The sequence below is a fragment of the Labrys okinawensis genome (assembly GCF_002982075.1).
Taxonomy (GTDB): domain Bacteria; phylum Pseudomonadota; class Alphaproteobacteria; order Rhizobiales; family Labraceae; genus Labrys; species Labrys okinawensis_A.
On sequence record NZ_PUEJ01000006.1, the window covers coordinates 295,887 to 309,324 of the forward strand.

Below are 13,438 nucleotides of genomic sequence, written 5' to 3' on the forward strand. Positions count from 1 at the left end.
AACAGATAACTTGACGTTTTGGTCAGGTTTTGCCTATCCTTCTCGCAATGAGGGGATACAGGGACGATGCCGACATCATTGCGCGAAATCATGCGGGAGGTGCTGGATGGCTGGCAGGCCGACCTGCCGCCCGCCTGGCGTGCGGTCCTCGCCTCGGTCGAGCTGGGCTTCGCCGACATGGATGCCGGCCTGACGCTGGAACCCTGGGAACCGGTTTTTCCCGTGCGCAAGGGGCGGCTCTTTCCCGGCCAGCCCAAGGGCGCGCATATGCTGCGGGCCTTCGACGGCCTCGATCCCGCCCAGGTGCGCTGCGTGGTGCTGGGACAGGATCCCTATCCCAGCCCCGATTTTTCGACCGGACGGGCCTTTGAGGCCGGCAATGTCGCGCAGTGGCGCGAGCTCGAAAAGATGTTCTCGGTCAGCATCCGGACGGTGATGCAGATGATCGTCGCCGCCCGTACCGGCGAGGCGGGCTGGACCGGCAGCACCGCCGACTGGCCGCGCCTGCGCGCCGCCATCGAGGCCGGTATCGTCGCACTCGAACCGGCCGATATCGTGGCCGATCGCTGGGTGGCCAGCGGTGCCCTGCTGCTCAACGCCTCGCTGACCCTCAGCCGCTTCCAGGTTTCGATCGATCCGCATCAGAGCCAGGGCCATCTGCCGCTGTGGCGCCCCTTGATGATCGCCGTGCTGCGTCATCTCGCCGGCACCGGCCAGCCCGTGGTCTTCCTCGGCTTCGGCGAGGCGGCAGCACAGACCCTGCTGGCCGCCGGAATCCCGGAAGGTCCCGATTGCATCCTGCGCGAACACCCCGCCCGCGGCGATGCGGTGCTCAGCCTGCCCAATCCCTTCATTCTCGGCAACGAGCGGCTCAAGGCGCTCGGCGCCGCTCCCATCGATTGGTGAAACCATGCCTCGTGACGCCGAGTATGACTATGTGATCATCGGCGCCGGTTCGGCCGGGTGCGTCGTCGCCAACCGCCTGTCGGCGGACCCGGACAATCGCGTGCTGCTGATCGAGGCGGGCGGGCGCGACCGCAATCCCCTGTTCCGCCTGCCCATGCTGATGGGCAAGCTCTTCCATTCCGGCCTCTACAACTGGAACTACCGCACCGAACCGGAGCCCCATCTCAACGATCGCACGCTCTATTGGCCGCGCGGCAAGGCCCTCGGCGGCACGTCCACCATCAACGGCATGATCTATGTGCGCGGCAACGCTCATGACTATGACCGCTGGGCACAGATGGGCCTGCCGGGGTGGTCCTATGATGAGGTGCTCCCCGCCTTTCGCCGCTCCGAGGCCCATGTCGAACGCAATGGCGCCTACCACGGCACGGACGGCGCCCTCACGGTCTGTCGCGCCCGCGGCCGCAACGGGCTGTTCGATGTCTTCATTGAGGCCGGTGTGCAGGCGGGCTATCCCCGCAACGACGACTTCAATGGCGCCGAGCAGGAAGGCTTCGGGCGCTACGACTTCACCATCCGCAAGGGCAAACGCTGGTCGACCTCCCATGCCTTCCTCCGTCCGGTGCTCGATCGCCCGAACCTGACGGTGGAGGTGAACGCGCTCAGCCAGCGCATCCTGGTGGAGAACGGCCGCGCCACCGGCATCCAGTTCTTTCAGGCCGGACGGCAGCGCAGCGTGCGGGCCAGCCGCGAGGTCATCCTGTGCGGCGGTGCCGTCAACTCACCGCAATTGCTGATGCTCTCCGGTATCGGTCCGGCTGATGAGCTGGCTAAGCATGGCATTGGCGTGCTGCACGATTTGCCGGGGGTCGGGCGCAACCTGCAGGATCACGTCGATTGCTGCCTCGCCTATGAATGCAAGCAACCGGTAACGCTGTACGGCGACCTGCGCGCCGACAAGCTGATCGCGTCGGTGGCGCAGGGTATGGTACTGGGCACCGGCATCACCACCACCTTTCCCTATGAGGCCGGCGCCTTCATGAAGTCGCGGCCCGATCTGCTGGCGCCCGACATTCAGGCCCATTTCATGCCCGCGCTTGAAAAGACAGCCAATCTGCATTGGCCCAATCCCTTCCGCAAACAGGCGGTGGAAGCCAATCACGGCTTCACCATCCGGGTCGGCCCGGTCAATCCGGAGAGCCGGGGCACCATCACGCTGCGGTCGGCCGATCCGGCAGCGGCGCCCCGGATCCGCGCCAACTACCTCGCCACTGAATTCGACCGCAAGACGATGATATCAGCCATCCGCATGATGCGCGAGGTCATCGCCCAGCCGGCCTTCGATCGCTATCGCGGCAAGGAACTGGCGCCGGGGCCCGGCGTGCTCGGCGACGACGAGCTGCTAGCCTGGCTGCGGGCTTCGGCCCTGACCACCCTGCATCCGGTCGGGACCTGCAAGATGGGCAAGGATGCCGAGGCCGTGGTCGATGCCGAGCTCAGGGTCCATGGCATAGCGGGCCTCAGGGTCGCCGACGCCTCGATCATGCCGATCATTTCCAGCGGCAACACCAACGCGCCGACCATCATGATCGGCGAGCGGGCCGCCGACTTCATTCTCAACGCGAAATCCTGAGCCGGGAAAAGCCGCCATGATCGTCGAACAGCGCACCTATAGCTTCAAGCCAGGCCAGCTCGACCGCTGGCTCAGGAAATACGAAACCGAGGGCCTGCCGATCCAGAAGAAGCATCTGGGCACTTTCATGGGCCTTTGGGTGACGGAGATCGGCCCGCTGCACCAGATCGTGATGATGTGGGCCTATCAGGGCCTCGGCGACCGCGAGACGCGCCGCGCCGCAATGGCCGCGGACCCGGCCTGGACGAAGTTCATCGGTGAAGTCTGGGCCCTCGACGCCATGGTCTCGCAGGAGGTCAAGATGCTCAAGCCGACAGCGATCTGCCCGCCCTTGCCGGCGGCCTGACGACGACGTGACGACGACGTGACGACCCCTGGCGCCGAAGCGCCTCGGCAAAACAACAAGAACCGACACCATCCAGATCAAGAGAAGGGAACTGACAGATGACCAACACTCCCTCCGCCTCCGGCCTGTTCCGGTATTCGGCCTCGCGCCGGCAATTCCTGATCGGCACCGCCGGCGCGGCGTCGCTCGGCCTCTTCTCGGGCCAGGCCCGGGCGGCAGAAGGCCTGGTGGCGCTGGTACATACCCAGGCGGCCGGCGACAACGGTCCGGTCGACGGCATGATCGCCTCGCTCAAGAAACTGGCCGGCGAGAAGGGCTTTGCCACCCGCATCATCTATGCGCAGGACGCCGCGACCTATGAATCGATCTTCCGCAGCCTCGGTGATGCCGGTGCCAGCGTGGTCGTCTCGACCTTCAACGAGGTCGCCGAACCCTTCAAGGCCGTGGCGCCCGAATATCCCAACACCAAATTCGTGCAGCTCTATGCCGACCCGTTCGAGCCGCCGATCCCCAATGTGGTGACGGTGGCCTATGACTATTATCTGGGCTGCTATCTCTCCGGCCTGTTCGGCAGCCGCATCTCCAGGACCGGCGCCATCGGCTATATCGGTGGCGCCAGCATTCCCGGCCAGATCGCCGATCTCAACGCCCTCAAGGCGGCCGCCGCGGTGATCGGCCCCAACATCAAGTTCACCGGCGCCTTCGCCGGCTCCTTCCAGGACCCCGCCAAGGGTCACGAGATCGCCAACCAGCTGTTCCAGTCCGGCGTCGACTATATCCAGACCGACTCTGCGGCTACCGACACCGGCATCATCCAGGCCGCCACGGAAGCGCCGGGCCGCCTGGTCAGCGCCATCTCCCGCGAGCAGTACAAGCTCGGTCCCAAGGCGGTCGCCGCCATCGTCAAGCTCGATTTCGGCCTGTCACTCTATCAGGAGGTCAGCAAGGCCCTGGCCGAGGGCTGGAAGGGGCACCACGTCTCCACCGGCATCGATACAGGCGTGATCGATTTCGAGCTCTCTGACACCTTCCTCAAGGAAGGCCCGGCCGACCTCGTCGCAAAGGCCAAGGAGATCTGGCCCGACATTGAGAAGACGAAGAAGGAGATCATCGCCGGAACGCTGAAGGTGCCGCTCAACACCACGCTGTAGAGCTCGAAGCCGGCCTGGCTACGATCGCGATGAAATTTTCCGTCATTGCGAGCGCGGCCAAGCAATCCAGTCTTGGTCAATGCATCGCTCGTGGCTCCTGGATTGCTTGGCCGCGCTCGCAATGAGGCAAGCCAACCGTCTCGGCCGAACCACGATTGTAGTGATAGCCCATCAACCCACAGGACGCAGCCCCATGGCCCTTGCATCCGGGAAATCACCCTTGCCCCAGCACGCCCTCGCATGCGGCGATGTCAGCGTCCTCTTCGGCGAGGTCGCGGCCCTCAGCCAGGTGAGCCTGGGTTTCGAGGCCGGCCGCATCCATGCCGTGGTGGGGCAGAACGGCGCCGGCAAGACCACCTTCGCCCGCGTCTGCGCCGGCATCGTCAGACCCTCCTCCGGGCAATTGCTGATCGGGGGAGAGCCCGTCCCGCTGGGCAAGGTCAATGCCGCCCGCGCCGCCGGGGTCGAGCTCGTGCATCAGAGCTTTGCCCTGCCGCCCTCCTTCACCGTGGCCGAGGCCATGGAATTCGGGGCGCAGGGCGGCGGAGCGCTGTTCTCCGCCAACGCGCTCAGGGCACGCTGGGCCGCCCATCTCGAAGGCCTTGGCGTCGAGGTCGATCCGCGCGCCCGCATCCGCGATCTGCCGGTGGAAACCCGCCAGGCCATCGAGATCGCCCGCGCTCTGGTGACCGATGCCCGCATCCTGATCTTGGATGAGCCCACCGCCGTGCTGTCGCCCTCGGGCATCGACACCTTGTTCGAACGCCTGCGCGGCCTGCGCGAACGCGGCGTCACCATCATCCTGATCCTGCACAAGATCCGCGAGGTGCTCGGCATCGCCGAGACCGTCAGCGTGCTGCGCGGCGGGCGCCTGATCGAAGCCTGCGTGCCCGTCGGCGAGATCGACGCCGCCCGCCTCGCCAATTCGATCATCGGCAGCGCGGCCGGTCTCGACAAGGCGGACAAGGCAGCCCTGGTCGGCGACGCCGCCGGCGCGCCCGCTCCCCACACTGCCTCGCGGACCGCCGCGGCGCCCATCCTCCAGATGAACGCCGTCACCACCCGCCCCGATGGCGAAGGGCGCCCGCTCGACCGGGCCAGCCTCATCATCCGCAGCGGCGAGATCGTCGGCATTGCCGGTGTCGAAGGCAACGGCCAGCAGACGCTGGTGCGCGCCCTTGCCGGGCTTGTCGGCCTGGAACACGGCACGATCACGCTCGACGGGCGCGATGTCACCCGACGCCCTTTGTTGGAGCGCCGCGCCGCCGGCCTGCGCATCATTCCCTTCGACCGCAACAGCGAGGGCCTGAGCCTGACCAGTTCGCTGTGGGAGAACTGGTCCGCCCGCCGCCTGCTGCTCGGGCGCATCCTCTCCTTCGTCGCGCCGGCCCGGCTGCGCAAGGCCTGCCAGGCCAGTCTCACGGGATGGGATGTGCGCTTCGCCACCACCACCCAGCCGGCCGGCTCGCTGTCGGGGGGCAATGCCCAGAAAGTCATCCTCGCTCGCGAGATCGACGAGACAGCGCGGCTGGTGATCGCGGCCCAGCCCACCCGCGGCCTCGACATCGGCGCCACCGCCTTCGTCTGGCGCGCGCTGAGGGCCAGCCGCGACCAGGGCTGCGGCGTGCTGCTGATCTCCTCCGATCTCGACGAGCTCTTCGATATCGCCGACCGCGTTGTGGTGATGTTCTCCGGCCGCATCGTCGCCGAATTCACGGCTCCCTTCGAGATCGCGGCGGTGGGCCAGGCCATGGTCGGTGACGTCAGCCTGGAGCAGGCCGCATGACCGCCCGTCTCCTCGCCATCCTGCGCGCTGTCAGCTTCGTCGCCCTGGCCCTCGGCCTGTGTGGCATCGTGTTCGAATTTGCCGGCTATTCGGCCCCGGAGATGTTCCACAGCATCGCCGACGGCGCCTTCACCTCCCCCAACGCCCTGATGAAGAGCCTGCGCTGGGCCCTGCCGCTGGTGATCACCGCCGCCGGCGTGCTGGTGTGCTTTCGCTGCGGCTATTTCAATGTCGGGGCGCAGGGCCAGTTCTATCTCGGCGCCATCGGCGCGGCGACGGCCGTCGAACTGCTCAATGGCGCACCGGCCCTGGTGGTGGTGCCCGTGGCCATGCTGGCCGGCATGCTGGCGGGGGCCCTGTGGGCGGCCTGGCCCGGTATCCTCCGGCTGCGCTACGGCACCGACGAGGTGATCACCACGCTGATGGGCAATTTCATGGCCGGCCTGCTCCTGGTCTATGTCACCTCCGGCCCGCTCAAGGACCCTTCCGGCACCGGCCAGGTCACGGCCAGCCGCCCCGTCGCCTCCGCCTATCGCATCGCCACCTCGGTCGGCGTCTCCCCCACGGTGATCGTGCTCTCCTTGCTGGTGCTGGTGCTGGTCTGGCTGCTGGTGAACCGCACCGCCTATGGCGTGCTCTCGAGCCTGGCCGGCCGCAACGCGGTGATGATCGCCTGGCAGGGCGCCCGGCTCTCCCGCCTCGGGCTGTCGGCCTTCCTGATCAGCGGCGCCCTGGCGGGCCTCGCCGGCTCGATCGAACTGCTCGGGCCCAATGGCCGCCTGGTCAGCGGCTTCCTGCCCGGCCACGGCTTCACCGCGATTCTGATCGCCCTGGTGGCCGGCCTGTCGGTGGCAGGCGCCGCCATCGTCTCGCTGTTCTTCGGCGGCCTCGCCGCCGCCAGCCTCTATCTGCCGGTAATCGCGGGTCTGCCGGCGGCCGCCATCGACGTGATCAACGCCGCCATCGCCCTGTTCATCACGGCGCGCAGCTGGCTGCTGCCCGACTTCATCAAGCGGCGCCTGCCGGCGCGGAGGACCCAGTCATGAGCGACATCCTCATCGCCATCCTGCGCTCGGGCACGCCGCTGATCTATGTGGCCATGGCCGGCATGCTGGCCCAGCGCGCCGGCATTTGGAACCTCGGCCTGGAAGGGCTGATGATCGCCGGTGCCTGCGCCGCCGCCGTCGGCACCGCCAAATCGGGCTCGATCGCCTTCGGCCTCGGCCTCGCCATCGTCGTCTGCGTGCTCGGCTCGATGCTGCTGTGGTTCGTGGTCGAGAAGCTGCGGGCCCATCCCATCATCGCCGGCCTCGGCCTCACCGGCCTCGGGCTCGGCGGTACGGACCTGGCCGTCCAGGCCATCTATGGCAGCCAGGCCTCGGTGATGGCCGGCCGAGGCCTGCCCCGGCTCGGTGAGGCCTTCGGCCCCTTCGGCGTGCTCTCCGTGCTGGTGATCGCCATGCCCTTCGTGGTGCTGGCGCTCTGGGTGATCGTGCGGCGCACCCGTTTCGGCCTGCAATTGACGGCCTGCGGCGAGCACCCCTTCGCCGCCCGCAGCGTCGGCGTGGCACCGGCCCGCATGCGCCTGATCGCGCTGATGGGCGGCGGCGTGCTCTGCGCCCTCGGCGGCGCCGAACTGGCGCTCGGCACGCTCCAGCTCTTCAGCATCAACATGACGGCCGGTCGCGGCTTCATGGGCTTCGCCTCGGTGATCTTCGGCGGAGGCCATCCGATCGGCTCGGCCCTGGCCGCGCTGTTCTTCTCCATCGTGGATGCCCTGGGCATCCGGGCCCAGCTCGTCTTCGGCGACAAGGTGCCCCGCGATCTCCTGCTCGCACTGCCCTATCTCGCCACCGTGCTGGGCGTGTGGATCAGCGGGCAGTTGCGCGGCGGCGTCAAGGCGGCCGCGACGGGCGGCGAATTACGGGATTACTGACAATGACGGCCTTTGCCCAGCGCCATGCGATCAGCGATGTCTGCATCCTCACCGCGGATATCGAACGCTCAATCGCCTTCTACACCGGCAAGCTCGGCTTCGCCTTGAAGCACCGCGCTCCCGGCTTCGCCGATTTCAACGGCGCCGGACTGACCCTGGCGCTATGGGAGATCGGCCATATTAGCCAGCATGCCGGCCTGTCGGCCGAGCGCGGTTCGGGCCACCACAATGTGCTGATTGCCGTGCTGATGTCGTCTCCCGCCGAGCTCGATGCCTGCCATGCCGAACTCACCGCCAAGGGCGTGAGCTTCCAAAGGCCGCCGGCGGATTATGCCTGGAACGCACGCTGCTGCTATTTCGCCGGCCCTGACGGGGAAGTCTGGGAGCTCTATGCCTGGCTGGATGGCGGCGCCCCGGGGAAACTGGCATGAGCACCATCCTGATCCGCAACGCCACCATCCTCGCCATGGGCGGCGAGCAGGGCAGTACGCCCTTCAGCGGCGATCTCCTGATCGAGGGCAATCGCATCGCCGCCATCGGCCCCGACCTCGGCGACCCCCCCGGCTCGAAGCTGATCGACGGGCGCGGCCGCCTGGTGATGCCGGGCCTCGTCAACGCCCATACCCATTCCGGCGAAACCTTCTTCCGAGGCCGCTATGAGCGCCTGCCGCTGGAACTGTGGCTGCTCTATGCCTATCCGCTGCTGATGGGCCCGCTCCTGCCGCCGCGCCTGCTTTATCTGCGCACGCTGCTGCTCGCGATGGAATCGCTGAAGGGCGGCGTCACCCTGCTGTGCGACGATTTCTTCGACCCGCCCCATCACGATCTCGATCGGCTCGGCACCGTGTTCCGGGCCTATGAGGATGCGGGCATCCGCGCCAATGTCTCCAGCGCGGTGATGAACATCCACCCGCTCGACGCCATCGCCCATGGCCGGCGGACCATGCCGCCCGAGCTGCAGGCTCGCCTCGATTTCGGCCCGCCGATCAGCGCTGCCGGCTATATCGACTATTGCCGCTCCGCCTTGGCGGCCTTCCAGGACAAGGCCGGGCGGCTGCGTTTCATGATCGCGCCCTCCGCGCCCCAGCGCTGCACGCCCGACCTGATGCTGGCCTGCGACGAGCTGGCCCGGCAATGGCACGTGCCCTTCCACACCCATGTCCTGGAGACCAAGGTCCAGGCGGTGACCGGCCAGCTTTTCCACGGCAAGAGCCTGATCCGCTATTTGCACGATCTCGGCCTGCTGCATGCCGGCATCACCATCGCCCACTCTGTCTGGGTCGACGACGACGACATCGCCATGATGGGCGCGGCGGGCTGCTCGGTGGCCCACAATGCCGTCTCCAATCTGAAGCTCGGCGCCGGCATTGCGCCGCTGCGCCGCCTCATCGATGCCGGCGTCAGCATAGGCCTCGGCACCGACGGGGTCTGCTCCAACGATACGGCCCGGATCTTCGACGTGATGCGTACGGCCGCCCTGGTGCAAAGCGCCACCGGCCCGGATCATGAGCGCTGGGTCTTGGCACAGGAAGTCCTCAAGGCCGCCACGCTGGGTGGCGCGCGCACCGCCCTTCTGGAAGAACGTACCGGTTCGCTGGAGGTCGGCAAGCGCGCCGATCTGATCATGCTCCGGCTCGACAGCCTGGCCTTCACGCCACTCAACGACATCGTCAGGCAACTCGTCTATGCCGAGAACGGCGCTTCGATCGAACGTGTGATGGTCGAGGGCGAGATCGTGGTGGAGCAGGGCCGCTTGACCCGCATCGACGAGGACGCCGTTCTCGCCGAAATCCGGCAGGCCATGCCGGCCTTCCTGGCCGAGCATGCCGAGATCGAGGCCCGCAACAGCGTCTTCCTTCCCTATTTCGACGAGATCCATCGCCGCGCCACGGCCCAGGATGTAGGCATGGACAGATATGCCGGGACGCGTGGGTAATTGAAGCCTGACCGTCATCCCGGCGGGGCCACCGGCCGAAGGAAGGGGAGCCAGGGGCCATAAGTTGGGCCGCCGGGTCAGGCAGCGGCCGAATCCGGCCGCCGTCCCGTCTCGACCAAGCCGGCCCAGCGCCCCGGCGTCATGCCATAGGCCTTCTTGAAATGGCGGGTGAGATGGCTCTGGTCGGCAAAGCCGGTGGCGACGGCGACCTCGGCGAGCGGTTCGCCGGCCGCAATCAGGGCACGAGCCCGGCCCAGGCGCCGCATCACCAGGAAACGGTGCGGGCTGGTGGCGAAAGCAGCACGAAAATGCCGTGACAGGGCGTAGCGGTCCAGCCCGGCAATCTCCTCGAGGTCTTGAGAGCGCACGGCGTGAAGGGCATGCGCCTCGAGATAGTCGCGCACCCGGTCGACTTGCCGCCAGGCAAGGCTGCCGATGGGTTTGAGCGGCTGGCCGGCGTGCCTGGCGAGTCCTTGTGCCAGACGCGCAATGAGATCATCGGCGGCGAGCTGCTCCAGCCCGCGATCCAGCGGGCCGAGCAATCCGAGAATGTCCTCGCGCAGCGCCGGATCGCTGAACACCGGCTGGCGCACGAAGGGCAGCGACACCGCGCCCTCGCCGAGACCGCGCATCAGCAGCGACGGCTCCAGATAGAGGATGCGGTAATGCAGTCCCGCTTCGGTGCCAGCCCCGCCGTCATGCAGCTCGTCGGGATGCAGCACCATGACCTGCCCTGGCAGGCTGGCACGCGCGACGCCGCGGTAATGGAAGCTCTGGACACCTTCCAGGGTGACGCCGACAGCATAGGTATCGTGGCGATGCAGTTCGAAGGCATTGCCTTGGAACCAGGCTTCCATGCGCTCGATGCCGGGCAGCGGCGGTGCAGTACGAATGCTGTCGCCGCACGAACGTTCAAGACCCTGGTAGGCTTGGCGTCCTATGGCCGGGCTAGCCCCGCTCGAAGACTCTGACTCGAAGGTCGTCATTCATGTTCGATACCAAGTTTGCCATCGTGTTGCGAGACGATCTTGCGTCCTGGCAGGCGCTCAACGTCACCGCCTTCCTCACCAGCGGCATCGTCGCCCAGGCACCCGACATGATCGGCGACCCCTACCGCGACCGGGCCGGGCGTTTCTACAATGCCCTGTCGGTGCAGCCGGCGATCATGCTGGCGGCGGACGCGGAAACGATGAGCGCGATCCATCGCCGCTCTCTCGATCGGAACGTCAGGACCTCGCTCTATATCGAAGAGATGTTCCGGACGGGCCACGATGCCGCCAACCGCGCTGTTTTCGCCGATTTCGCCGTCGATGATGCCAAGGTGGTGGGCATCGCGCTGCGGGCCGACAAGAAGGTCGTCGACAAGATCGTCAAGGGCGCGAAAATGCACCCGTGAGACCGGAAATGCTCAAGCCTTCACATTGGCCACCGAACCGCCAGTCACCCGCACGAGATCGGCAGGGGTGGTGCGGAAGGCATGGCTGGGTGACCCGGCCGCGGCCCAGACGGGATCGAGGGCCAGCAGATCCTCGTCGATCAGGATGAGGGCCGGCGCCAGATGGCCGACCGGCGCCACGCCGCCCACGGCAAAGCCGGTGGTGGCCTCGACCCAGGCCGGGTCAGCCCTCTCGACCTTGCGCCCGAGGGCAGCGCCGACCTTGGCGCGGTCGATGCGGTTGACGCCGGAGGCGACCACCAGGATCGGCGTCTCGCCGGAGCGGAAGATGATGGATTTGGCGATCTGGGCGATGCTGCACCCCACCGAAGCGGCAGCCTCGGCCGCGGTATGGGTGCCCTCGGCGAACATGGCGATAGTGTCGGGATGCCCGGCCTGCAGCAGGGCCTGCCGGACCCGGTCAATGGCTTGCGTCATGAAAACGTCCTCATTCGGAAGCCGGGCAAGTTAGGGCAGGCGAGGAAGAGTGCCAAGCGAGGCCACTTTCCCGGGTGCGCGGACGTCTCGTCCGCCTCTTCCTCTCCGCGAGCGAGCGCTTCCAGGAGCGGGCAAGATGCCCGCGCACCCGAAAACCACTCACACCATGCCGTAGCAGAAGCGCGGGATCAGGCCGTTCTCGCGGGCCTCGCGTTCCAGGCCCTCCCGGAAGTCGGGATGAGCGAGGCCGATCAGCGCCTTGGCGCGCTCGGCCACCGAACGTCCCTTGAGGTTGGCTATGCCATATTCCGTAACGACATACATCACGTCCGTGCGCGGTGTGGTCACCACATTGCCCGGCGTCAGATTGAGCACGATCCGGCTGCGGCGATCGCCGCGCTTGTCGAAGGTCGAGGACATGCATAGGAAGGATTTGCCGCCCTTGGAGGCGTAGGCGCCGCGCACGAACTGCAGCTGGCCGCCGGTGCCGCTGATATGGCGATGGCCGTCGCTCTCGGAAGCCGCCTGGCCCTGCAGGTCCATCTGCGTGGTGTTGTTGATCGATACGACGTTGTCGTTCTTGGCGATGTTGTGCGGCAGATTTGTGTAATCGACCGGATAGGACTTGAAATGCGGGTTGCGGTTGATCGCCTCATATTGACGGCGTGAACCGGCCGCGAAGGTGAAGGCGGCGCAGCCCTGGTCGATCGTCTTGCGCGCGCCGGTCACCAGGCCCGCATCGTAGAGCGAGACGATGCCGTCCGTCATCATCTCGGTATGGATGCCGAGATCACGGATGCCGCTGTCCTTGAGGATGGTGCAGACGGCATTGGGCATGCCGCCGATGCCGATCTGCAGGCAGGCGCCGTCGTCGATCTCCTCGACGATGCGCGCGGCAACCGCCCGGTCGATCTCGCTCGGCTCGGGATTGCCGATCTCGGGCGTCTTCTGGCCGTCGCCATCGATGATATGGTCGACCGAACTGACATGGATGGCGTTGCCCTCGCCATAGACATAGGGCAGGTCTTCGTTGACTTCGACGATCACCGTGCGCGCCCGCTCGAGAATGGCCTCGACATAGGTGGCACCGCCACCGAAGTTGAAATAGCCTTCGGCATCCATCGGCGCGGTCTTGATCACCGCGACATCGACGGGATCGATGAAACGGCGGTAGAAGTCAGGCGCCTCGCCGAAATTGAACGGGATGTAATTGCAGCGCCCGGCATCGTGCTGCTTGCGGTCATAGCCGGAGAAATGCCAGTTGAACCAGCCGAAATGCTCGCCATTGGGGTCGCATTCCTGCGTGGCGCGCGGGCGCATGGTGAGGCAGTGGCGGATCTTGACGTCATGGAGCTCATCGCGCCGGGCGGCAAGGGCCACCTCGAACGCATCGGGCTGAGTCAGGCCGAAGCCATAGTCGAGCCACATGCCCGATTTGACCAGCGCCGCCGCTTCGGCGGCCGTGATCTTCGTCGCCTGCTTGCCCCGAAGGCCAATGGTCATGGCGCTTGCTCCCCCAATCGTGCCGGCGCTCAGGCGCCTTTTGCGGCAGCTTCCCCGACGGCCGGGGCCCTGTCAACCAAAGGGGACGGTCGGAAATGGGTTTCAGGAAACTCGGCGCATCCACGATGGACGACTTCGATGCCGGCGACACCGGCGCGCCGACGTGACGATCGCCGAGAAGGCAGCCTTTCGATCTTCCAAAATAATGCGACAATCCTTCCCTCTGGACGCAGCCCGATTCCAGGTCTAACCTTGAACCCGTTCCGAGGGGTGTCCTGCGCGAGCGGGGCTGAGATGGCCGAGAGCCGAACCCTTCGAACCTGATCCGGGTCATGCCGGCGAAGGGACGGGAACAGGGCTTCTGCCAT

At 66.7% G+C, this 13,438-nt stretch carries 13 protein-coding genes and 1 riboswitch; of the genes, 10 read left to right on the top strand and 3 right to left on the bottom strand.

From position 1 onward, the window contains the following. The first annotated feature begins 66 nt into the window (after nucleotides 1-66). The 9 genes from C5L14_RS18415 (at nucleotide 67) to C5L14_RS18455 (ending at nucleotide 9,694) form a co-directional block, all read left to right on the top strand. Nucleotides 67-906 (top strand): uracil-DNA glycosylase, encoded by an 840-nt coding sequence (locus C5L14_RS18415; RefSeq protein ID WP_245197296.1) that lies wholly within the window; start codon nucleotides 67-69, stop codon nucleotides 904-906. Between the two features lie 4 nt (nucleotides 907-910). Beyond that, entirely contained in the window at nucleotides 911-2,539 is a 1,629-nt protein-coding gene (locus tag C5L14_RS18420) for a GMC family oxidoreductase (RefSeq protein WP_105863510.1), read from the top strand. A gap of 16 nt (nucleotides 2,540-2,555) precedes the next feature. Beyond that, nucleotides 2,556-2,885 carry an NIPSNAP family protein gene (locus C5L14_RS18425; RefSeq protein ID WP_105863511.1) on the top strand — a complete coding sequence of 110 codons (330 nt, stop codon included), beginning with the start codon at nucleotides 2,556-2,558 and terminating at the stop codon, nucleotides 2,883-2,885. 98 nt (nucleotides 2,886-2,983) lie between these two features. After that, nucleotides 2,984-4,036 carry a BMP family ABC transporter substrate-binding protein gene (locus C5L14_RS18430; protein WP_105863512.1) on the top strand — a complete coding sequence of 351 codons (1,053 nt, stop codon included), beginning with the start codon at nucleotides 2,984-2,986 and terminating at the stop codon, nucleotides 4,034-4,036. Nucleotides 4,037-4,256: 220 nt separating this feature from the next. Continuing rightward, nucleotides 4,257-5,822 (top strand): ABC transporter ATP-binding protein, encoded by a 1,566-nt coding sequence (locus C5L14_RS18435; RefSeq protein ID WP_245443424.1) that lies wholly within the window; start codon nucleotides 4,257-4,259, stop codon nucleotides 5,820-5,822. Then, on the top strand, nucleotides 5,819-6,868 hold the full coding sequence (locus tag C5L14_RS18440) for an ABC transporter permease (RefSeq protein WP_105863514.1): 1,050 nt from the start codon (nucleotides 5,819-5,821) through the stop codon (nucleotides 6,866-6,868). The genes C5L14_RS18435 and C5L14_RS18440 overlap by 4 nt, the downstream gene beginning before the upstream one ends. After that, nucleotides 6,865-7,758 (top strand): ABC transporter permease, encoded by an 894-nt coding sequence (locus C5L14_RS18445; RefSeq protein WP_105863515.1) that lies wholly within the window; start codon nucleotides 6,865-6,867, stop codon nucleotides 7,756-7,758. The genes C5L14_RS18440 and C5L14_RS18445 overlap by 4 nt, the downstream gene beginning before the upstream one ends. A gap of 2 nt (nucleotides 7,759-7,760) precedes the next feature. Continuing rightward, complete coding sequence (locus tag C5L14_RS18450; RefSeq protein WP_105863516.1) at nucleotides 7,761-8,189, top strand: VOC family protein; 429 nt, start codon at nucleotides 7,761-7,763, stop codon at nucleotides 8,187-8,189. Next, nucleotides 8,186-9,694, top strand: coding sequence for an amidohydrolase family protein (locus C5L14_RS18455; RefSeq protein ID WP_105863517.1), 1,509 nt, complete (start codon nucleotides 8,186-8,188; stop codon nucleotides 9,692-9,694). The genes C5L14_RS18450 and C5L14_RS18455 overlap by 4 nt, the downstream gene beginning before the upstream one ends. Before the next feature lie 77 nt (nucleotides 9,695-9,771). Here the strand turns inward: C5L14_RS18455 and C5L14_RS18460 are convergent, their stop codons facing one another. Further along, the gene (locus tag C5L14_RS18460) at nucleotides 9,772-10,680 is read right to left on the bottom strand and encodes a helix-turn-helix domain-containing protein (protein WP_105863518.1); all 909 of its coding nucleotides are present in this window, start codon (nucleotides 10,678-10,680) and stop codon (nucleotides 9,772-9,774) included. Between the two features lie 2 nt (nucleotides 10,681-10,682). Between C5L14_RS18460 and C5L14_RS18465 the strand changes: the two genes are divergently transcribed. Then, entirely contained in the window at nucleotides 10,683-11,090 is a 408-nt protein-coding gene (locus C5L14_RS18465) for a DUF2000 family protein (RefSeq protein ID WP_105863519.1), read from the top strand. Between the two features lie 12 nt (nucleotides 11,091-11,102). Here the strand turns inward: C5L14_RS18465 and C5L14_RS18470 are convergent, their stop codons facing one another. Further along, nucleotides 11,103-11,567 carry a YbaK/EbsC family protein gene (locus C5L14_RS18470; protein WP_105863520.1) on the bottom strand — a complete coding sequence of 155 codons (465 nt, stop codon included), beginning with the start codon at nucleotides 11,565-11,567 and terminating at the stop codon, nucleotides 11,103-11,105. A gap of 159 nt (nucleotides 11,568-11,726) precedes the next feature. Further along, the gene (locus tag C5L14_RS18475) at nucleotides 11,727-13,070 is read right to left on the bottom strand and encodes an acetyl-CoA hydrolase/transferase family protein (RefSeq protein ID WP_105863521.1); all 1,344 of its coding nucleotides are present in this window, start codon (nucleotides 13,068-13,070) and stop codon (nucleotides 11,727-11,729) included. A gap of 256 nt (nucleotides 13,071-13,326) precedes the next feature. After that, nucleotides 13,327-13,434, top strand: a riboswitch (TPP riboswitch). Nucleotides 13,435-13,438: the final 4 nt, after the last annotated feature.